The sequence below is a fragment of the Amycolatopsis sp. NPDC004378 genome (assembly GCF_053602455.1).
On sequence record NZ_JBSGDR010000002.1, the window covers coordinates 303911 to 323792 of the forward strand.

The 19882-nt window shown below is 71.5% G+C and carries 17 protein-coding genes and 1 pseudogene; 10 read left to right on the plus strand and 8 right to left on the minus strand.

Going from position 1 to position 19882, the window contains the following annotated elements:
* Nucleotides 1-35: 35 nt before the first annotated feature.
* The 4 genes from ACWEN0_RS09130 to ACWEN0_RS09145 form a co-directional block, all read right to left on the minus strand.
* On the minus strand, nucleotides 36-1430 hold the full coding sequence (locus ACWEN0_RS09130) for an MFS transporter (RefSeq protein ID WP_451970674.1): 1395 nt from the start codon (nucleotides 1428-1430) through the stop codon (nucleotides 36-38).
* Nucleotides 1431-1865: 435 nt separating this feature from the next.
* Complete coding sequence (gene ptsP, locus ACWEN0_RS09135; protein WP_451970675.1) at nucleotides 1866-3497, minus strand: phosphoenolpyruvate--protein phosphotransferase; 1632 nt, start codon at nucleotides 3495-3497, stop codon at nucleotides 1866-1868.
* Nucleotides 3487-4227: a hypothetical protein gene (locus tag ACWEN0_RS09140; protein WP_451970677.1), complete on the minus strand. Its 741-nt coding sequence runs from the start codon at nucleotides 4225-4227 to the stop codon at nucleotides 3487-3489. The genes ptsP and ACWEN0_RS09140 overlap by 11 nt, the downstream gene beginning before the upstream one ends.
* Before the next feature lie 28 nt (nucleotides 4228-4255).
* On the minus strand, nucleotides 4256-5125 hold the full coding sequence (locus tag ACWEN0_RS09145; RefSeq protein ID WP_451970680.1) for a ribokinase: 870 nt from the start codon (nucleotides 5123-5125) through the stop codon (nucleotides 4256-4258).
* Nucleotides 5126-5549: 424 nt separating this feature from the next.
* On the opposite strand from ACWEN0_RS09145, the gene ACWEN0_RS09150 reads away from it, so the two are divergent.
* From ACWEN0_RS09150 to ACWEN0_RS09170, 5 genes are all read left to right on the plus strand, one after another.
* A complete protein-coding gene (locus ACWEN0_RS09150; protein WP_451970682.1) occupies nucleotides 5550-6920 on the plus strand; it encodes a hypothetical protein in 1371 nt (456 codons plus the stop codon).
* A complete protein-coding gene (locus ACWEN0_RS09155) occupies nucleotides 6917-7663 on the plus strand; it encodes an ESX secretion-associated protein EspG (protein ID WP_451970684.1) in 747 nt (248 codons plus the stop codon). The genes ACWEN0_RS09150 and ACWEN0_RS09155 overlap by 4 nt, the downstream gene beginning before the upstream one ends.
* A complete protein-coding gene (locus ACWEN0_RS09160) occupies nucleotides 7660-8070 on the plus strand; it encodes a hypothetical protein (RefSeq protein WP_451970687.1) in 411 nt (136 codons plus the stop codon). Before ACWEN0_RS09155 ends, ACWEN0_RS09160 begins: the two co-directional genes overlap by 4 nt.
* Entirely contained in the window at nucleotides 8067-8693 is a 627-nt protein-coding gene (locus ACWEN0_RS09165; protein ID WP_451970690.1) for a DUF3558 domain-containing protein, read from the plus strand. Before ACWEN0_RS09160 ends, ACWEN0_RS09165 begins: the two co-directional genes overlap by 4 nt.
* A gap of 72 nt (nucleotides 8694-8765) precedes the next feature.
* On the plus strand, nucleotides 8766-9503 hold the full coding sequence (locus ACWEN0_RS09170; protein WP_451970693.1) for a TetR/AcrR family transcriptional regulator: 738 nt from the start codon (nucleotides 8766-8768) through the stop codon (nucleotides 9501-9503).
* On the opposite strand, the gene ACWEN0_RS09175 is transcribed toward ACWEN0_RS09170, so the two are convergent.
* From ACWEN0_RS09175 to ACWEN0_RS09185, 3 genes are all read right to left on the minus strand, one after another.
* Nucleotides 9500-10237 (minus strand): SDR family oxidoreductase, encoded by a 738-nt coding sequence (locus tag ACWEN0_RS09175; RefSeq protein WP_451970696.1) that lies wholly within the window; start codon nucleotides 10235-10237, stop codon nucleotides 9500-9502. The genes ACWEN0_RS09170 and ACWEN0_RS09175 overlap by 4 nt on opposite strands.
* 90 nt (nucleotides 10238-10327) lie before the next feature.
* Nucleotides 10328-13168 (minus strand): leucine--tRNA ligase, encoded by a 2841-nt coding sequence (gene leuS, locus ACWEN0_RS09180; protein ID WP_451970699.1) that lies wholly within the window; start codon nucleotides 13166-13168, stop codon nucleotides 10328-10330.
* 154 nt (nucleotides 13169-13322) lie between these two features.
* Nucleotides 13323-14483 (minus strand): esterase-like activity of phytase family protein, encoded by a 1161-nt coding sequence (locus tag ACWEN0_RS09185; RefSeq protein WP_451970702.1) that lies wholly within the window; start codon nucleotides 14481-14483, stop codon nucleotides 13323-13325.
* Nucleotides 14484-14548: 65 nt separating this feature from the next.
* Here ACWEN0_RS09185 and ACWEN0_RS09190 point away from each other — a divergent pair, with 65 nt between their 5' ends.
* Complete coding sequence (locus tag ACWEN0_RS09190) at nucleotides 14549-14965, plus strand: SdpI family protein (protein ID WP_451970704.1); 417 nt, start codon at nucleotides 14549-14551, stop codon at nucleotides 14963-14965.
* Here ACWEN0_RS09190 and ACWEN0_RS09195 read toward each other — a convergent pair.
* Nucleotides 14962-15543: a YqgE/AlgH family protein gene (locus tag ACWEN0_RS09195; protein WP_451970707.1), complete on the minus strand. Its 582-nt coding sequence runs from the start codon at nucleotides 15541-15543 to the stop codon at nucleotides 14962-14964. The genes ACWEN0_RS09190 and ACWEN0_RS09195 overlap by 4 nt on opposite strands.
* 202 nt (nucleotides 15544-15745) lie before the next feature.
* Here ACWEN0_RS09195 and ACWEN0_RS09200 point away from each other — a divergent pair, with 202 nt between their 5' ends.
* From ACWEN0_RS09200 to ACWEN0_RS09215, 4 genes and pseudogenes are all read left to right on the plus strand, one after another.
* Nucleotides 15746-17035 carry an MFS transporter gene (locus ACWEN0_RS09200; RefSeq protein WP_451970710.1) on the plus strand — a complete coding sequence of 430 codons (1290 nt, stop codon included), beginning with the start codon at nucleotides 15746-15748 and terminating at the stop codon, nucleotides 17033-17035.
* A gap of 142 nt (nucleotides 17036-17177) precedes the next feature.
* On the plus strand, nucleotides 17178-17717 hold the full coding sequence (locus ACWEN0_RS09205) for a YbaB/EbfC family nucleoid-associated protein (protein WP_451970713.1): 540 nt from the start codon (nucleotides 17178-17180) through the stop codon (nucleotides 17715-17717).
* Nucleotides 17717-18040 carry a WXG100 family type VII secretion target gene (locus tag ACWEN0_RS09210; protein WP_451970716.1) on the plus strand — a complete coding sequence of 108 codons (324 nt, stop codon included), beginning with the start codon at nucleotides 17717-17719 and terminating at the stop codon, nucleotides 18038-18040. Before ACWEN0_RS09205 ends, ACWEN0_RS09210 begins: the two co-directional genes overlap by 1 nt.
* 15 nt (nucleotides 18041-18055) lie before the next feature.
* Nucleotides 18056-18481 (plus strand): annotated as a pseudogene (locus ACWEN0_RS09215) (WXG100 family type VII secretion target); the annotation flags it as partial.
* Nucleotides 18482-19882 lie beyond the last annotated feature (1401 nt).

The window sequence follows — 19882 nt, forward strand, 5'->3', positions numbered from 1 at the left end:
CCTGGCATCGGGTGGGGAGGCCTTCGCTCGTGCCGTCAGGCGACCGTCGGCCGCAGGTTCCGGGCGACGAACCAGACGAGCGCGGCGAACGCGACAGCGGCGAGCCCGGCGACGACGTGCAGCCCGTCGGCGAACCCGTGCGCGCGGACGACGGCGTTGCCCAGCGTCCCGACGGTCGCGAGGCCGAGCGCGTAGCCGAACTCGTTGACGGTCTGGGCCAGCGAAGCGGCGGCGCCGGCCTTGCGCTGCGGAACCGAGCCGACGACGAGGTCGGTGCCCAGCGCGACCATCGGGCCGACGCCCAGCGACGTCACGGCGAACCCGAGCGCGGGCCACGCCGGCCCGCCGGCGGGGTCGACGAGCGCGAGGATCGCCATCCCGGCCGCGGCGAGCGCGACCCCGCCGGCGATCAGGGCACTCGGCTTCACCCGGCGGGCGACGGCGGGCGCGGCGAGGAAGCTGACGGTCGAGGTGGCCATCCCGGGCAGCAGCCCGAGCGCGGCGCCGACCGGCGAGAGGTGCTGCGCGATCTGGAAGAACTGCGCGACGAACAGCATCGTGGTGCCGCCGAGCATGCTGAACAGCAGCATCCCGCCGAGCGTCGTCCGGAAGGCCTTCGAGGCGAACAGGCTGAAGTCGACCAGCGGCTCGTCGAGCGTCCGCTGCCGCTTGACGAAGACGTACCCGACGGCGAGGCCGCCGGCCAGGGCGACGACCGGGGCCGGGTGGACACCGTCACGAGCGAGTTCCTTCACGCCGTAGACGGCGGGCAGGATCGCGGCGAGCGACAGGCCGACACTGGGCAGGTCGAGGCGGCCGGCTTCGGCGTCGCGGTACTCGGGAAGCAGCTTCGGGCCGATGACGAGGAGAAGGACCATCGCGGGCACGCCGAGCAGGAAGACCGAGCCCCACCAGAAGTGCTCGAGCAGGAAGCCGCCGACCATCGGCCCGATGATGGCGCCGACGGTGAAGCAGCCGGCCCAGATCCCGATGGCCTGCGCGCGCTGCTGCGGGTTCTTGAACAGCGTGCCGATGAGCGAAAGCGTGGAGGGAGCGAGCGTCGCCCCGGCGATCCCGAGCACGGCCCGCGCGGCGATGAGCATGCCGGCACTGGTGGAGAAGGCGGCCCCCACGGAGGCGACCCCGAAGGCCGCGGCCCCGATGAGCAGCAGCTTCCGCCGCCCGATCCGGTCGCCGAGGGTCCCCATGGTGACCATGAACCCGGCGACCATGAAGCCGTAGGTGTCCATGATCCAGAGCTGTTCGGTGCCATCGGCGTGCAGGCTCGCGGCGAGCCTCGGCAGCGCCAGGACGAGGACGAAGACGTCGAGCGAGACGAGCAGGGTGGGCAGGGCCAGCACGGCCAGTCCGACCCACTCCCGACGCCCGGCCCGCACCTCGGTGCCCGGAGCTTCGGCGGTGATGGTCATGGCTGCTTCCTCTCGACTCGGTGTCCCGGACCTTCACCACCACGTCGAGCGGCCCCGGCCGGGATCGACAACCGGGCCGGAACTTTTTTCGCGGAACGCCGCGGAGGCCGCCCCGGCGTCGAGGCGGCCTCCACGGCATCGCGGGCGGTTGTCCACACCCCTCGTCGATTGGGGACAACTCCGCGCATTCAGGTTCGCACAGATCAGCACTGTCGGTGACGACCGATAGACTGAAAGTGGGGGGCGCCCCTGCGGGCGGCTGTTCGCGCTTGGGTCGGCCGGGGCTGTGGGCGGTCGGGTCAGGAGCGCGACAGGCTGGTTCCCGGCGGCCGCGGGTCAGCCGTTCCCTTGGCAACCACTCCAGCCGAACGGCCCGGGCGCGTCGGCCGCTGCCCGCAACGGCCGCGACCCACCCGGGCCGCGGCCGGTCCGGTGTCAGGGGCGAGCCGCCGCGCGGGCGGCCGCCGGGCCCGACGTCGCCAACGCCGCTTCCGCCAGTGCCTCGCACTCCGCGAGCGTCGTGGTCGCCAGGCTCGCGCCCACCGTGCGGATCGCCGGGGCGTTCATCGACAGGCTCGTCAGGCCCAGGCCCGCCAGCACCAGCGCCAGCCGCGGGTCCGCAGCCGCTTCGCCGCAGACGCCCGCCGGCTTGCCCGTGGCCTTGGCCGCGTCGCCGATCAGCTTCAGCAGGCGCAGCAGGCCCGGCTGCCACGGGTCGTTGAGCTTCGCCACCGCGCCCAGCTGGCGGTCGGCCGCGAACGTGTACTGCGCCAGGTCGTTCGTGCCGACCGAGACGAAGTCGACGACCTCGAGGATCTCGCGGGCGCTCAGCGCCGCCGCGGGGATCTCGACCATCACGCCCGCCCGGGCGATGCCCGCCGCGCGGACGCGGTCGGCGAACCAGGCCGCTTCCTCGACCGTCGCGACCATCGGGGCCATCACCGAGACCTCGGCGCCGGAGTCTTCCGCCGCGCCGGCGATGGCTTCCAGCTGGCGGTCCAGCACCTCGGGCCGGTCGAACGCCACGCGCAGGCCGCGGACGCCCAGCGCCGGGTTCGGCTCGGCCTCCGGGGAGAGGAAGGCCAGCGGTTTGTCGGCCCCCGCGTCCAGGGTCCGGACGATCACCGGCTTGCCGCGGAACGGCGAAAGCACCGCCGTGTACGCCGCGCGCTGCTCGGCCACCGACGGCTCGTCCGCGGCGTCGAGGTAGCAGAACTCGGTGCGGAACAGCCCGACGCCCTCGGCGCCCGCGTCCGCCGCGGCCTGCGCGTCGGCCGGGGAGCCGACGTTGCCGTAGACCTTGACGCGGTGGCCGTCGGACGTCGCGCCCGTGCCGTTCCAGTCGGCCAGCTTGGCGACCGTCGCCGCGACGACCGGTGCCGACGGGTCCGCGACCTCGACCGTGCCGGCGTCGCCGTCGACCGCAAGCGCTTGCGCGTCCAAGGCCAGCAGGCCGCGCACGGCTACGACGGCCGGGATGCCGAGGGCCCGCGCCAGGATCGCGGTGTGGCTCGTCGGGCCGCCTTCTTCGGTGACCAGCGCGAGCACCTTCGCCGGATCGAGGCCGGCCGTGTCGGCCGGGGCGAGGTCGCGCGCGACCAGCACGCTCGGCGACGCCAGCTCGGGCACCCCCGGCGGCGCGATGCCGAGCAGCTCGGCGATCAGGCGGTCGCGCACGTCGCGGACGTCCTGGACGCGCTCCGCCATGTACCCGCCCGCGGCGGCCAGCGCTTCGGCGAAGCCTTCGGCGGACTGGTAGACGGCCCGCGCGGCGGGCAGCCCCTGGGTCTGGACCAGCTGCTGCGCCTGCGAGGCCAGCGCCGGGTCGGCGGCCATCGCGGCCGTCGTGATGAGGATCGTGGCCGCTTCGCCGGTCGCGGTCTCGGCCTGCTTTTCCAGCCGGGCGGCGACGGCTTCGGCGGCGGGGGCGATCCGTGCGGCTTCGGCGGCGGGATCGGCCGGGGCCGGGGTGGCGGCGGGCTCGCCCAGCGGCTCCGCGACGCGGACGACGGGACCACTCGCGCGGCCGGGGCTGACGGCGACCCCGGACAGGGACTCAGACGACATGGTCTAGACCATATCTCAGATACGTCTGGATATCTCGTGGTGGCGGGCACAAGCCTCGCCGACGAACCTGTTCGAGCACCGGACCGACCTCCTCGTGCCACCAGGCTTCGGCCAGTTCGCCGCGGCTGCGCACCGGCCGTCCGGCCAGCATACGGCGGAAACCCCAGGCCTCGGCCGAATCGGCGAGCCGGAACCAGTCGGCCGGGTCGTCGAGCCACAGCCCGAGGCGGACGTCATCGGGCAACGGGACGCGCTCGAGGAACATCCGCTCGGCCGTCTTCGACGGCAGGTCCGCGAGCGTCAGACAGCGCAACGCGCAGGCGACCGTGCTGATCCAGCGCACCCGCGCGCGGATGGTCCGGGCGCCGCGGGCGCGGGCGATGGCGACGCGGTGGTGACCGTCGTCGACGAAGTACATGTCGGACAGGCGGACGAGCCGCACCGGCGGGAGGTCCGCCGACGTCTCCGTCAGGCGCTCCCAGCGCTCCTTCAACGCCCGGTTGCGCGGCCGGAACTCCCGGTCGAAGTCCCCGGCGCGGGCGACCGTGCCGACGATGCCCTCCAGCGGGACGTCCGCGATCCCTTCGTCGACCTCGGTCTGCTTGCCCAGCGCCTTCAGGGTTTCGCCGAGCGGCATGATCGCCAGGCGGTCGGGCCGGCGCGCTTCCGCGATCTCCTTCAACTGTGCGACGTAGCCGCGCCACCAGGCCGAACCGAACGAATCGCCCATGTGCTGGGCAACACGGGCCGGCGGAGGATCATTCCGCCAGGTCGGCGGCGGTCGGGTAGGACGGCTGCGCGCCGGGCCGCGTCACGCTGAAGGCGGCGACGCGCACCGCGTGCTTCGCGGCCGAGACGAGATCGGCGCCGTCGGCGAGCGACGCGGCGAGCGCGCCCGCGAAGGCGTCCCCGGCGCCGGTGGTGTCGACGGCCTCGACCTTCGGCGACGTCACCTCGGTGGCCCCGCCGGCTTCGACGACGACCGCGCCCGCCGCGCCGAGCGTGACGACGGCGGCTCGAGGCCCGAGATCCAGGAGCTTCCGGAAGTCCGCGCCGGGCCCGGTCAGCCAGGCGGCTTCGTGCTCGTTGACCAGCAGGACGTCGAGCTTGGCCAGCGTTTCCGGCGCGAGCTTCGCCGCGGGCGAGAGGTTCAGCAGCACCTTGACGCCCTTTTCGGCGGCCCGCGCGACGGCGTGCTCGACGGTCGGCAACGGAATTTCCAGCGAGGCGACCATGATCTCCACCCCGTCGAAGACGGCGTCGACGTCGCCGGGCACCAGGCTCGAGTTGGCGCCGGGGGAGACCAGGATGGAGTTCTCGCCGTCCGGGGTCACGGTGATGTAGGCGATGCCGGTCGGCCGCTCGCTGGTCCGCACCAATCCGGTGTCGACGCCCGCGGCGCGCAGGGAGTCGAGCAGCAGCCGGCCGTACGGGTCGTCGCCCACCGCGCCGAGGAGCGCGACGTCCGCCCCGAGCCGCCCCGCCGCGACCGCCGTGTTGGCGCCCTTTCCACCCGGCGAAAGCACGGTGTCGCCGCCCAGCACCGTCTCGCCGCCCGCCGGCCGCCGGTCCACCGCGACGACCAGGTCGGCATTGGCGGATCCCACAACGAGTACGTCGGAGTTCATCCCCGAACTGTGCCACGAAAGCCGCCACGACAGCCGTCCGACCAGGTCGGGAAGGGCGCCCGGGAAGAAAGTGAAGGTTTTTGTAACTTATCCGGCGTTGAGTGCGACAATCATGCGAGCAGCGGATTCCCGTCACTCGATCGGGGGATGCCTGTCCCCCGGCCGTCACTTCGCGGACCGGTCCCGCTCTCCAGGTGCGTCATCACGCGAGACGTGGTGGCGTTGCCCGAACCGGCGCGAGCCGGCAGGGCATCGGGTCGCCGGCGCCGATCACGTAGCCCCCCGAGTGATCGGCGTCGGCGGCGCCCAGTCCCCGGCGCCCGCGGTTCTCGTCGGCATGATCGATTCGCCCCACCGGCCGTAACCACTGCGCTATCGTGCGTAGCGCAGGAGGGGAGATCGAACGCGAGGGGAGCGCAGTTCGGTGGGGTTGTTCGGCGACATGCTCGACGCCGCGAGGCACGTCGGGTCGGAAATCGCGCACGCCGTCGAGTCCGGGGGCGAAGGGCTCGGCAAAGTCTTGAACGGCGCGGGCATCGGCCTGCTCGCGGGCGGTCCGCTCGGCGCGGTCGCGGGGGCGTACATCGGGTCGCAGACCGGCACGGGTGCGAACGACCCGCGGGCCGCCGGGTTGTCGCCGGGCCAGCTGGTGCAGGCCGTGCTGCGGGGGCCGGGCACCGAGTCGCTGCAGAAGGTGCACCAGGCGGGTGTCGACCAGTCGTCGTACCAGCGCCGGCTCGAACAGGGCACCCGCGAACTGACGTCCGGCCTCGAATCCGCGTGGACCGGCGGCGCCTCGGACGCGGCTCGCCGGCGCCTCCAGCCGCTGACCGCGTCGGCGACCTCGGCGTCGACGACGCTGGACCGCAACTCGACGCTGTCCCAGGCTCAGATCGACCAGTTCCACCAGATGAAGAACTCGCTGCACCCGGACGTCACGGACCAGCCGCCGACGCGCAGCGCCTGGGACGTCGCGACGCCGTGGGACACCGACACCGAAGACAAGATCAACCAGTACAACCAGAAGGCCGCCGAGAACGTCGAGCGGTACAACGCGTACTCGCAGCAGTCCAGCTCGAACACCGCGAGCCGGACGATCGACTACGGCCAGCTCGGCGCGTACGACGGCGGCGAATTCAAGGTGGCGGACCCGAAGCAGCCGGTCGAGCCGCCCAGGAAGCGGTCACGCTCGGAGGTCGGCGGGGACGACCGGCGGATCGGCGCGCAGGTGCAGCCACCGCCGGCGGTCCAGCCACCGCCGGGCCAGGTGACGCCGGGCCAGGTGACGCCGGGCCAGGTGACGCCGCCGACCGGGGTGGACGACAGCGTCCGGGCGCAGGGGTACGTCCCGCCGTCGACGCAGTACCCGCCGGGCTACCAGCCGCCGGGAACGAGCGGTGGGTTCGGACCGGGTTCCGGGCCGGGCGGCGGGTCCGGGTTCGGCCCTGGCGGCTTCGGTGGCGGTTTCGGCCCCGGGGGCTTCGGTCCTGGTGGCGGCCTCGGGCCGGGCTCGGGAGCGTCGTCCGGCGTGGGCGGCGGCTCCCCGGGCGCCCGCGGTGCCGGCGCGTCGACCGGAGCCGGCGCACTCGGCGAAAGCCGTCCCGGCGGAATGCGCACCGGCGGCGCGGCGGGCAAGCCCGGCTCGTCCGGGATGGGCGGCATGGGCCACGGCGCCAAGGGCGGCAAATCCGAAGACGAAGAGCACCAGCGCGCGTCGTACCTGGTGGAAGCCGACCCGGAGAGCATCTTCGGCGGATCGGACGAACGGACCGTGCCCCCGGTGATCGGGCTGTGATCTTCCTGCCGAAGACCGCCCTGCTCACGGCGTGGGAGTGGGAGCGGCACGGCCCGCCGCCGGCGGTCCTCGGGGCGGACAACCACTGGCTCGGCGACGAAACCCGCAAGCGGCTCGACGAGAAGGTGCTCGACGTCCTCACGTCGTTGCGGCTCGCCGCGGGCGGCACGCTGACGCGCGAGTTCCGCGACATGCTGCGCGTCCTGGCGAAGGGAACCCACCAGTTCACGGCCTGGCTGGGCGACATCGAAGCGGACGAAACGGGCACAGTCCTGGTCTCGGCGGCCGGCCCGGACGTGCTCCGCCTGATCCGCAAGGACGACACGATCCGGATCGACGTGGCGGAGCCGTCCCGGCTGGCGCAGTCACTGGTCGACGTGCTGCCCCCGGTCCCGCCGGCCCGGATCTCGGCGACGTCGATCCCGGAGTCCCGGTTCTCCGGCCGCGCGGCGGAGGAGTCGTACGACCTCGAAGACCCGACGACGGACCACGGCACCGACCCCCTGACCTGGGCACGCCGGCTGATGTCGGCCCGCCGGACGGGGCTGCACCAGTGCTACGCGGTCAACCGCGGATCGCGCAGCGCACCGATCACGGCGGTGGACATCGCGGGAACCGGGCGAGTGCTGACGTACGTGCGTCCGGGACGGGAGCCGGCGGTGACTTTTCAGCCGGGGACCCGGGGTGCGCTGACCGATGTCCTGTACGCGACGCTGAACGGGTTGGGGGGAGGAACGCGATGACGAATCCGGGAAACGCGATCTTCAGCGGGGTCGGGTTCTGGGCGACCGATCTGGTGAGCGGAGCTTCGCGGCCTGCCGGTGGTCAGGGGTTCGCGATGAGCTCGGACGAGATGCGGGCAATGCTCAAGAAGGCCGAGGACCAACTCAACACGATCAGCGAGCAGATCCGTGAAGCGGACATCCTGAGCCGGGCGAATCCGCCGGCGGAGGAACCGGTCAGCCAGGCCGCCGTGAACGGCCCGAACGGCGTCAATGAGACCGGGCGCTATTACCAGGGCCATCTGCGATACCAACTCGACTACTACACGGAGCTGACCCAAAGGATGAGGCAAGCCCTCGGAATCACGGAAGCAGCGGACCAGCAGGCCGCGGATTCGACGAAGACGATCAAGGGGTCCCTCGAATGATCCACCGGATTCCAGCCGCCATCGCCGCCGCGATTGTCGGAACGACGTTGCTGGCGTCGTGCACGGGGGAACGCCAGACGCCCGGGACGGCCACGCCAGCTCCGTCGAGCAGCGCGGAGTCGAGCAACACGGAACTCCCGAACAGCGGGGCGCCGAAGGTGGACAACCCATTGCCCGCGAAGGTTCTGGATGGCAGTCCCTGTGACTCGGCGCTGACCGATGCGCAATTGGCGGGATATCTCGGGCAGCCTGGCGCCGCCAAGTCCAAGGACTCGGAACTCGGGCCGATGTGTGACTGGGCCAGTACCTCCGGGAGTGGGGCCGGAATCCTGGTCGCCTACGAGACGAAGACCGGGCAGGGGCTCAGCCTCACCTACAGGGTCGAGAAGCCGAAAGCCGGCCGCTGGGTCGACGATCTCGAGCCCGTGCAGGGGTATCCGGCCGTCGGTTATGTCGATGTGGGTGCCAGTGGCCGGCGCAGCTGTGTGATCGTCGTCGGCGTGTCGGATGAGCTGGCTTATTCGATCTCCTTGGTCCTGGGCAGCGACTCGGGCAAGGACGCCTGCCAGCTCGGGCGCGGGGTCGCCGACACTGTCATGAGCAACGTCAAGGCGCGGGCCTGAGCTGCACCTTTTCGTTACGGCGGAGATCGCGTTAATGCAAGACTTGTCGTAGTAAGCACCTAGACTGTTCGGATGAGCCACCCCACGCGGAGGGGTCGCGCGCGTGCGGCTACCGAACAGGACATCCGGCGGACCGCCCGGAAGCTGCTCGTCGAGCAGGGGCCCGAGGCGGTCACGCTGCGTGCCATCGCGCGGGAGCTCGGGATCACCGCGCCCGCGCTCTACCGGTACTACGAGTCGCGTGACGACCTGGTCGAGAACCTGCGGCTGGACGTCTGTGCCGACCTGGCCGACGAGCTCGCCGAGGACATCGCCGAGCTGCCGGACGACGGGATGCTGCAGCTGTTCGCGATCTGCAAGGGCTTCCGGCGGTGGGCGCTCACCCACACGAAGGAATTCACGCTCGTGTTCGCGTCGCCGACCGGGGGTGTCGGGTCGGCGGCCGGGAGTGCGCTGAGCCGGGTCGACGAGCCGTTCGGGCGGATCTTCCTCGCCGCCGCCGGGCGGGTGCTCGCGCGGACCGACATCGTGCTGCCCTCGGCCAGCGGGGTGCCCGATGAGCTGCGGGACGACCTCCGGACGTTCCAGGAATCGCTGGTCAACGTGCTCGTCGAGTCCGACACCGAGGTGCCGGTGGAGAAGATCGACCTCGGCGTGACGTACCTGATGATCCAGTTCTGGGCCCGGCTCTACGGGCACGTCACGCTCGAGGTCTTCGGCAACTACCCGATCCCCATGTCCAAACCGGACGTCCTGTTCGAGGCGATGCTCATCGACCTCGCCCGGGAGATCGGGCTCTACTCCGGCTAGGCCGCGTGGCCGCCGTCCACCGACAGCACCGCCGCCGTCACGTACTCGGCGCCCGGTGACGCCAGGTACGCGACCGCCGCCGCCACCTCGGACGGCGCCCCGTAGCGGTCGAACGCCGTGAGAGCGCGCTGGTCCGCCGCGTACGGGCCGTCCGCCGGGTTCATGTCCGTGTCCGTCGGGCCCGGGTGGACCAGGTTGACCGTGATGCCGCGCGGGCCCAGTTCCCTGGCCAGCGCCTTGGTCAGGCCGACCATCGCCGCCTTGCTCGTCGCGTACAGCGCCATGCCCGGGCCCGGGACCCGGTCCGTGACGCAGCTGCCGATCGTGATCACGCGGCCGCCGTCCGACAGGACCCCGGCCGCCGCCTGGGTCGTCGCGAAGACGCCGCGGACGTTCACCGCCAGCACGCGGTCGACGTCTTCCAGCGCCGTCTCGGCGAACGCGCCGACGAAGCCGACGCCCGCGTTGTTGACCAGCACGTCGAGCCGGCCGAACTCCGCCACCGTCGCCGTGACCGCCGCCGAAACCGCGGCGGCGTCGGCCGAGTCCGCCGGGACGGCCAGCGCGCGACGGCCGAGGTTCTTGATCTGCTCGACCACCTCGGCCGCCCGCGCGCCGTTGTGCACGTACGTCAGCGCGACGTCCGCGCCGTCCTCGGCGAGCCGCAGTGCCGTGGCCGCGCCGATGCCGCGGCTGCCGCCCGTCACCAGCGCCACCTTGCCGTCGAGGGTCATCCCCGGTTCTCCTTCGCTCGAACGGTTTTCCTTGACCGTTCAATCAAATCGGGAACCCCGGAGAAGCACCGGCGGCTTTCGGACTCGGCGCTACAGGACGATGTTGACCAGCCGTCCCGGCACCACGATCACCTTGCGCGGCCCGCCTTCGCCGACCATCGCCGCGACCTTCTCGTCCGCCAGCGCCGCCGCCTGGACCTCGTCCTGCGACGCCGAAGCCGGCACCGTGACCCGGGACCGGACCTTGCCGTTGACCTGGATCGGGTACTCGACCGAGTCCTCCACCAGGTACTTCTCGTCCACCACCGGGAACGGGCCCTGCACCAGCGAATCCGCGTGGCCCAGCCGGTGCCACAGCTCCTCCGCCAGGTGCGGGGCCAGCGGCGCCAGCATCAGCACCAGCGGCTCGGCCAGCTCACGCGGCGTCGACGCGGCCGCGCCGTACACCTTGGTGACGTGGTTGTTCAGCTCGATCAGCTTCGCGCCGGCCGTGTTGAACCGCATCTCCGCGTAGTCCTCGCGGACGCCCGCGATGGTCCGGTGCAGAACCTTGCGGTCCGCCTCCGAAGCGTCCTCAGTGGACACTCGCAGCTCGCCCGTCGCCTCGTCGACGACCAGGCGCCACAGCCGCTGCAGGAACCGGTGCGCGCCCACGACGTCCTTGGTCGCCCACGGGCGCGACATGGCCAGCGGGCCCATCGCCATCTCGTAGAACCGGAACGTGTCGGCGCCGTAGTTCTCGGCCATCTCGTCCGGCGTGACGACGTTCTTCAGGCTCTTGCCCATCTTGCCGTACTCCTGGGCGACTTCCTCGCCGTTGTAGAAGTACTTGCCGTCGCGCTCTTCCACCTGCTCGGCCGGGACGTAGACGCCGCGCGAGTCCGTGTACGCGTACGCCTCGATGTAGCCCTGGTTGAACAGCCGCCGGTACGGCTCCTTGGACGTCACGTGCCCCAGGTCGAACAGCACCTTGTGCCAGAACCGCGAGTACAGCAGGTGCAGCACCGCGTGCTCGACGCCGCCGACGTACAGGTCGACACCGCCGGTGTCGTCCGCGCCGTACTCGCCGGGCCGCGGGCCCATCCAGTACGCCTCGTTTTCGGGCGCGCAGAACGTCTCGGCGTTCGTCGGGTCCAGGTAGCGCAGCTGGTACCAGCACGAACCCGCCCAGTTCGGCATCGTGTTTATGTCGCGGCGGTACTTCTTGACGCCGTCGCCCAGGTCCAGCTCGACCTCGACCCAGTCGGTCGCGCGCGCCAGCGGGGACGACGGCATCGAGTCGCGGTCCTCCGGGTCGAACGTCACCGGCGAGTAGTCGGCGACCTCGGGCAGCTCGATCGGCAGCATCGACTCGGGAACGGCGTGGACTTCACCGGCCTCGTCGTAGACCACCGGGAACGGCTCGCCCCAGTAGCGCTGGCGCGAGAACAGCCAGTCGCGCAGCTTGTACTGCACCGTGCCGACGCCGGTGCCGTCTTCGGCCAGCTTCTCGATGATCGTCTTCTTGGCCTCGGCGACGTCCATGCCGTCCAGGAAGCCGGAGTTGATCGCCGGGCCGTCGCCCGTGTACGCCTTGCCGTCGAAGCCTTCCGACGGCTGCACGGTCCGGATGATGTCCAGCCCGAACTTCTCGGCGAACTCCCAGTCGCGCACGTCCTGGCCGGGGACGGCCATGATCGCGCCGGTGCCGTAGCCCATCAGGACGTAGTCGGCGACGAAGATCGGGATCTGCTTGCCGTTGACCGGGTTCGTCGCGTACGCGCCGGTGAAGACGCCGGTCTTCTCCTTGTTCTCCTGCCGGTCCAGCTCGGACTTGCGCGACGCCGCGACGCGGTACTCCTTGATGGCCTCGGCGGGCGTCGCCGCGCCACCGGTCCAGCGGGGGTCGACGTCGGCGGGCCACTCGGCCGCGGTCAGCTTGTCGACCAGCGGGTGCTCCGGCGCCAGCACCATGTAGGTGGCGCCGAACAGGGTGTCCGGCCTGGTCGTGAAGACCTCGATCGCGTCTTCGCCGGCCTTGAACGTGACTCGCGCGCCGTGCGAGCGGCCGATCCAGTTCCGCTGCATGGACTTGACCTTCTCCGGCCAGTCCAGCAGGTCCAGGTCGTCGACCAGGCGGTCGGCGTACGCGGTGATCCGCATCATCCACTGCCGCAGGTTGCGGCGGAAGACGGGGAAGTTGCCGCGCTCGCTGCGGCCGTCGGCGGTGACCTCTTCGTTCGACAGCACCGTGCCCAGGCCCGGGCACCAGTTGACCGGCGCTTCGGAGATGTACACCAGCCGGTGGTCGTCGATGATCTTCTTCCGCTCGGACGCGCTCAGCGACGCCCAGTCACGGCCGTCCGGCGTCGGGCGCGAGCCGTCGGCGAACGCGGCCTCCAGCTCGGCGATCGGGCGCGCCTTGCCCGCCTCGGTGTCGTACCAGGAGTTGAAGATCTGCAGGAAGATCCACTGCGTCCAGCGGTAGTACTCGGGGTCGATCGTGGAGATGCGCCGGCGTTCGTCGTGGCCCAGGCCCAGGCGCCGGATCTGGCGCAGGTAGGTCCGGATGTTCTCCTCGGTCGTCTTGCGCGGGTGCTGCCCGGTCTGGACCGCGTACTGCTCGGCCGGCAGGCCGAACGCGTCGAAGCCCATCGTGTGCAGCACGTTGCGCCCGATCATCCGGTGGTACCGGGCGAAGACGTCGGTGCTGATGAAGCCCAGCGGGTGCCCGACGTGCAGGCCGGAGCCCGACGGGTACGGGAACATGTCCTGGACGAACAGCTTGTCGCTGGGCACCGGCTGCCCCTCGACGGCGAGCGGCCCGACGGGGTTCGGCGCGTGGAAGGTCCCCTGGTCGGCCCAGTGGTCCTGCCAGCGCTGCTCGATCTGACCCGCCAGCGCGGCCGTGTAGCGGTGCGCCGGGACGTCGGTCCCTGTCGCCTCAGTCATGACGTCTTCCTTCGTCGCGAGCTACTCCAGAAACAACTCGACCCCTCAGCCACCAGGGCATGAGGGGTCGCCGCGCCGGCCGGGCCGGACCCGGTCAGCGCGGCAGGCTAAGGAGCAGCCGAGCCGTGTTCATACGTTCATCGTAACTTGCTGGTCAAAGCCGTTCCGAGGGGACCGCCACTGCGGCGAACTGCGTGACCTGCGTGGCCGAGAAGTTGTTGTCGCTGACGATGATCAAGCTGCGCTCGCCGCCCGGCAGCTTCGGGCCCCAGGTCATCCCCTCCAGGTTGTCCACAGTGGACAGCCCGAGGTCGGCGGCGTCGAAGAGCAGGCGCTTCTTCACCGGCTTCACGTTCTTGGCGCCGGCCAGGGACTTCACGTTCAGGACGTTCGTGGCGCCCTTCGTGTCGATCTCGTAGACGCGGACCTTGTTGCCGACGCCGGTCACGAACGAGCGCTCCATCATCAGGAACTTCGTCGGGTCGGCCTGGTCGACGGCCAGCATCGACGAGACGCCGGTGGTCGCGAACGCGCCGGCGGGCACCGGTGACGCGAAAATCGGCTCCTGCGGGTACGCGTACTGCGCCAGGACCGGGCCGAACCGCGACTGCAGTGTGATCCGCGAGACGCCGCCGGTCGTGCGGGTCGACTCCGGGCCGTCCTGCAGCAGCGGGCCCTCGACCTCGCTGGCCAGCAGCGAGCCGTAGCCGGTGAAGGTGATGCCCTCGAGCACGAGGTTCTGCCGCGGCCCGGCCGTCGGCGTCATCTTCTCGTTCGCGGGGATCGGCAGGTCGCGGACGTATTTCCCGTCGCGGCGCGCCTCCCGGATCGACGGGTCGATCAACGTCGTGGCGGTGCGCTCGCCCTCCTGCGACCAGTAGTAGTCGCCGGTCCACGGGTCGACCCGCAGCTCTTCGGGGTCGATCGTCTGCTCGTTCTGCGGCTTCGCGGGGTCGTTCTGCGTGAGCGGCGGGTACGGCGTGCCGTCCGGGCGCAGCAGCGGCTTCGTGCCCGTGAACGTGACCGGGCCGACGCCCTTCGCGGACACCGGGAAGGTCGCGGTGTAGAAGCGGGCGGGGTTGATGGCCGACCGGTCGTCGCAGATCAGCGCGTAGCCGCCGGTCCGCGGGTCGTAGTCGATGCTGGACAGACCGCCGACGACCGTGCCCTGGAAGAGCAGGGAGTTCGGGACGATCTGCTCGCCGAGCAACCGGACGGGCCGCTGGTGACTCTCGGTGGCGTTCGCCGGGGTCGCGGCGAGAATTCCCCCGATCAGACCAAGGGCCAGCACAGTGGGAAGTACGCGTGGTGACATGGCCTGTAGCACAGTCGGTCAGGGTATCCGGCAGGTTGCCGGGACGTCACGCTTATCCTTGGTCCGTGTTCGCTATCGCGCTGGTTCCGGTCGTGCTGGGTCTGCTCGTCGGCTTTGGTGGGTTCCTCGGGTTCCGCGAGCGCTTGACGCGCGAGGGCGGCACCGGGGTGCGCACGCAGGCGGCGTTGCGCAGCGAAGAGGCGTTCAAGCTGGCCAACCGCGTCGCGGCCCTGCCGACCATGGCCGGGGGCGCGATCTCCGTGCTCGCCGGGCTGGCCGGGCTGGCCATGCCGACGACCGGGGGCCTGATCGCCGCCGCGTTCGCGGGCGTGCTCGCGATGCTCGTGCTGGTCATGGGCGGGGGCGTGCTCGGCAACCGGGCCGCGCTGACCGTGCCCGCGCCGGCCGCGGCGCCCGCCGGGTGCAGCGGGTGCGCGTGCGGTGCCGGCGGCTGCGGCGTCTTCCAGAAGGAAGAGGCCTAGTTCCGCTGCAGGTCGCCCGGGTGGGTGGCCAGCAGCGCCAGCGGGATGCCCTGGCGGCGCAGCACCTGGCTCCACAGGTCGCCCTTCGGCGAGGCCAGGATGTCGCTCGGCAGCGCGGGCACGATGACCCAGTCGTCCCGCTCGATCTCGCCCGCCAGCTGCCCCGAGTCCCAGCCCGCGTAGCCGGCGAAGACGCGCACGCCGCGGACCTTCGGCACGAGGACCTCGGGATCGGTGTCCAGGTCGACCAGCGCGACGGGCCCGCGGACGGCGATCACGCCCGGCACGCTCGCCGCCGTCTCGCCGGTGCGCAGCGCGGCCAGGCACAGCGCGGTCTTCTTCTCGACCGGCCCGCCCACGAACACCGACTGCGGCTCGGCGACGTGCCCGCCCCAGTTCGGCAGCACGTCGTGCACGGCGACCTCGCTCGGCCGGTTCAGGACCACGCCGAGCGTGCCCTCGCCGCGGTGGTCGATGACGAACACCACGGTCCGCCGGAAGTTGGGGTCGACCATCGTGGGGGCGGCGACCAGGAGCGTTCCCGGTTCAACCTCGGCGTCCGCTGGCACGCGACCCATGATCCCACTCCCGACCCGGCGAATTACTTCGGCTCGGGAACAATCGCCCCACCCGCCTCGTTTGAAACACTGGTCGGCGCACTCCGTGTCCCCCGGGCTCACTGAAGAACCGCCTTTGTGGAATACCGTCCGGCTGGAGCCACACTGCGCATAGCCGCCGAGAGGCGACCTTAGTGCGCCGGCCACCCATTACTCTGTCTTCGTGACGATCAGCGCCGGTGTGGCGACGCGAAAAGGCCCCCGGGAGCTGCTCAAGGACCCGGACTTCCGACGTCTGCTCTTCACCCGCTTCGCCGCCAGCTGGGGTGACGGCGTCTTCCGCGCCGGACTCGCCGGTGCCGTGCTGTTCAACCCCGAGCGCGCCGCCGACCCGCTGGCCATCGCCGGCGGGTTCGCCGCGCTCCTGCTGCCGTACTCGGTCGTCGGCCCGTTCGCCGGTGCCCTGCTCGACCGCTGGGACCGGCGGAAAGTCCTCATCTTCGCGAACCTCCTGCGCGGCCTGGCGATCGTCCTGGCGTCCGCCGCCGTCGGGCTCGGGTTCGGCGGGCTCGGCCTGTTTTCGCTGGCCCTGGCGGCGGAAGGCATCTCCCGCTTCATCGGCTCCGGGCTTTCGGCGTCCCTGCCGCACGTCGTGCGCGCGGAAAGCGTGGTGACGGCGAACGCGTTCGCCACGACGCTCGGCTCGGTGGTCGCCGTGATCGGCGGCGGCTGCGCGATCGGCCTGCGCGCGCTCTTCGGCAGCAACGATCTCGGCTCGGCCGAGACCACGGCGTTCGCGGTGCTCGGCACGCTCGTCTCGGCGTTCATCGCCCGCGGCTTCGCGCGGGGAGTGCTCGGGCCGACGGTGGTCGACGAGCCGCCGAACCCCGTGCTGGCCGTCGCGCGAGGGCTGGCTGACGGCGCGAAGCACGCGTGGCGCGCGCCGAGCGTCACGGCCGGGTTCCTCGCGCTGTTCGCGCACCGGGCGTCCTTCGCGGTGTCGCTGCTGGTCACCGTGCTGCTGATGCGGAACTACTTCACCGACCACGGCATCTTCCGCGCCGGGCTGCCCGGGCTCGGCCAGATGGCGGCGCTCGCCGGGGCCGGCCTGCTGCTGGCCGGGCTGCTGACCGCCCGGCTGATCCGGAAGTTCGGCCGGCTGCGCGCGGTCCTCGGGTCGCTGCTGCTCGCGGCGATCGCGCAGGCCGCGCTGGGCCTGCCGATGGTGCTGCCGCTGGCGCTGGTCGCGTCGTTCGTCATCACCGGCGCCGGCCAGGTGCTCAAGCTCTGCGTCGACTCGTCGATCCAGCTCGACGTCGCCGACGAAGCCCGCGGCCGGGTCTTCGCGCTGTACGACACGCTCTTCAACATCACGCAGGTCGCGGCGGTCTCGCTGGGTGCGCTGGTCGTGCCGGACGACGGCCGCGCGCCGGGCCTGCTGATCGCGGCGACCGTCTGCTACCTGGTCGGCGGCGCCGGGTACGTCCTGGCGCGGCGCCGCACGACTCGTTGAACGAAAACCACGAACTGGTCACGGGCGCTGCTCCATTGGCATTAGGGTGACGGCAAGTCATTAGTAGGTTCGAGGGACACCGGGGGCACCTGTGACCACCGCGGGCGACGACCGTGCACGGCTCGAAGCACGCAATGCCGCGATGAAGGACCAGATGGACACCCTTCTGGAGAACTTCGAGCGGCAGACCGCCCAGCTGCGTGACGCCCAGGCCGCGGCCGCCGAAACCACGGCTCAGGTCCAGTCCCCCGACGGGCTGGTCCGCGCCACCATCGACGCCGGCGGCACCCTCGCGAAGCTCGAGTTCGCGCCGAACGCGTTCGAGCGCACGACGCCCGCGCAGCTCGCGAACACCGTCCAGACGCTGGTGCGTCAGGGATCGCTGCAGGTCAAGCAGAAGATCGCGGACCTGATGGCGCCGATCACCGAAGGCCTGCCCGACCTCGCGGACCTCGTCGAGGGCGCGCCGTCGCTGGCCGGGCTGGTGCCGCAGATCCCGGAGTTCGCCGAGGAAGAAGAGCCGGCGCCGCGGCCCCCGTCCTTCGAAGAAGGCGGCCCGATCCTGCGCAACGAGGCCGTCCCGCCGCCGATGCCCGCACCCAAGCCGGCGCCGAAGCGCGTCCGCCCGCCGCGTGACGAGGACGAAGAGCCCCCGTCGTCCTGGATGACGAGGGGCGACTGATGCCCGGAGGGGGCTCGGGCTTCACCGCGGAACCCGACGCGGTCCTGCGCGCGTCGAACGGCCTGACCACGGCGGCGGACGGGCTGGAGAGCGCGCTGAAGACGTTGCAGGGCGCCCTCGACGCGCAGGGCGCGTGCTGGGGTGACGACGACTCCGGCAAGGAGTTCGCCAAGGACTACGTGCCCGGCTCGCAGGGCGCCGTCGAAGGCTTCACCAACCTCGTGCAGGGGTTGCGGGGTATGCAGCAGAACGTCGCCCAGTCGATGAAGGCGCTGTCGGGCGCCGACCAGGACGTGAGCTCGCAGCTCGGCAAGGGGCAGTGACCCGTGGGTATGGAGATGCCCGACGCGGTCAAGTGGCTGCTGCCGATCGTCGTCGGGGAAAGCTGGCCGGAAGGCGACGAGACCAAGCTGCGCTTGTTGAGGGACGCCTGGCACACGGCGTCTTCGGCGATCGCCCCGGCGTCCGAGGCGGGTAACCAGGCGGCGTCCGGCATCCGCGACAACTGGACCGGCGACGGCGCGGACGCGTTCGTCGAGCAGTGGAAGAAGTTCGTCGACGGCGACGAGGCGTACTTCAAGCAGCTGGCCGACGCGACGAAGGCACTCGGGGATTCGTGCGACCAGACGGCATTGGACGTCGAGTACACGAAGTACATGATCATCATCTCGCTGATCGTGCTGGCGGCCCAGATCGCGGCGATGATCGCCGCGGCAGCGGTGACGTTCGGCGGCTCGACGGCAGGCATCGCCCCCGCCCAGGTCGCGACGCGCATGACCGTGCAGATGCTGTTCCGGCAGCTGCTCGAGAAGCTCGCGCAGCAGGGGTTCAAGCAGGTCGCGAAGGAGCTGCTGGAGAAGCTGCTCAAGCAGGGCCTCAAGAAGATCGGCATGGAGGTCCTCAAGAACGAGGCCATCAACCTGGGGATGGACGCCGGAATCCAGGGCCTCCAGATGGCCAAGGGCGATCGCCAGAGCTGGGACTGGTCGAAGACGTCGGACGCGGCGGTTTCGGGCGCGGTCGGCGGGGTCGTCGGTGCGGCTTCGGGATCGATCGGCCGGGGTGCGACGGAGGGGCTTTCGCATTCGGCCGGTGGTCAGGTCGCGGACGCGGCACTCCGGGCCGGGGCTCGCGGGGCTGTGGAGGGGGTCGCTCAGACCGTCGGGCAGGCGGCTGTCACCGGGGATTTGGGGTCTTTGACGCCGGAGCAGCTGCTGACGGGGGCGTCTAGCGGGGCTGTTGGTGGGGCTGTCGGGGGCGCCAAGGAGCAGATGCACTCGATTCACGAGGCGAACATTCCTCGGGAGCCTGGCGGGGCTGGGGGTTCGGGGGAGGCTCGCGGTGGGGAGGCGGGCTCGTCGTCGGAGCCTGAGACTTCGTCGGAGCCGCGCTCGTCGTCGGAGCCTGAGTCTTCGTCGGAGCCGCGCTCGTCGTCGGAGCCCGAGTCCTCGCCGGAGCCACGCTCGGCGTCAGAGCCCGAATCCTCGCCGGAGCCACGCTCGGCGTCAGAGCCCGAATCCTCGCCGGAGCCGCGCTCGGCGTCAGAGCCCGAGTCCTCGCCGGAGCCTCAGTCGCGAAGTGAGCCCGAGTCGCGGGCTGAGCCGGAGTCGCGCGGTGAGGAGCCCCAGCGGCATGAGTCGTCGTCCCAGTCAGCTCCGGACATTGGGTCGGATCAGGGCCCGGAACGTCAGCCCGTCGAGCCTCGGCAAGCCGCGGAGGCGTCGGACGCCCCACGGCCGAGTTCCGACCACGTCCAGCAGGCCGAAAGCCCGGCGGCGCCCCACCAGCCCGAGGTCAGAGCCGCGGCCGACAACCCGGCCCCCCAGCAACAGGCCGAGCCGAGGACTGCGGACAGCCAGGCACCTCAGCAGCAGTCCCAGGCCCCGGCACCGAGCCAACCGGCAGCACCGTCGATGGGCGGCGGCGCGCCTGCCTCGGGAGGCGGACTGCCAAGCTCATCGGGCGGGCCAGCAGCGTCGAGCGGAAACGGCTTGCCGAGTTCTTCGGGCGCACCGTCGCACAACTCGCCGAGCGGCTCGTCAAGCGGCGGCTACGGCATGGCCCCACCAGGATTCGGCCAGGAACCAGGACGCCTGACGGGCGGCCGCCCCCAGGACAACGTCGGAGCGGCGGGCTTCACTGGCGGCACGAACCAGCCCCTCGCG

Coding starts and splice junctions, on each gene's coding strand:
- ACWEN0_RS09130 (WP_451970674.1), bottom strand. CDS start 1,430: ATGACCATCACCGCCGAAGCTCCGGGCACCGAGGTGCGGGCCGGGCGT.
- ptsP (WP_451970675.1), bottom strand. CDS start 3,497: ATGTCGTCTGAGTCCCTGTCCGGGGTCGCCGTCAGCCCCGGCCGCGCG.
- ACWEN0_RS09140 (WP_451970677.1), bottom strand. CDS start 4,227: ATGGGCGATTCGTTCGGTTCGGCCTGGTGGCGCGGCTACGTCGCACAG.
- ACWEN0_RS09145 (WP_451970680.1), bottom strand. CDS start 5,125: ATGAACTCCGACGTACTCGTTGTGGGATCCGCCAATGCCGACCTGGTC.
- ACWEN0_RS09160 (WP_451970687.1), top strand. CDS start 7,660: ATGACGAATCCGGGAAACGCGATCTTCAGCGGGGTCGGGTTCTGGGCG.
- ACWEN0_RS09165 (WP_451970690.1), top strand. CDS start 8,067: ATGATCCACCGGATTCCAGCCGCCATCGCCGCCGCGATTGTCGGAACG.
- ACWEN0_RS09170 (WP_451970693.1), top strand. CDS start 8,766: ATGAGCCACCCCACGCGGAGGGGTCGCGCGCGTGCGGCTACCGAACAG.
- ACWEN0_RS09175 (WP_451970696.1), bottom strand. CDS start 10,237: ATGACCCTCGACGGCAAGGTGGCGCTGGTGACGGGCGGCAGCCGCGGC.
- leuS (WP_451970699.1), bottom strand. CDS start 13,168: ATGACTGAGGCGACAGGGACCGACGTCCCGGCGCACCGCTACACGGCC.
- ACWEN0_RS09185 (WP_451970702.1), bottom strand. CDS start 14,483: ATGTCACCACGCGTACTTCCCACTGTGCTGGCCCTTGGTCTGATCGGG.
- ACWEN0_RS09195 (WP_451970707.1), bottom strand. CDS start 15,543: ATGGGTCGCGTGCCAGCGGACGCCGAGGTTGAACCGGGAACGCTCCTG.
- ACWEN0_RS09205 (WP_451970713.1), top strand. CDS start 17,178: ATGAAGGACCAGATGGACACCCTTCTGGAGAACTTCGAGCGGCAGACC.
- ACWEN0_RS09210 (WP_451970716.1), top strand. CDS start 17,717: ATGCCCGGAGGGGGCTCGGGCTTCACCGCGGAACCCGACGCGGTCCTG.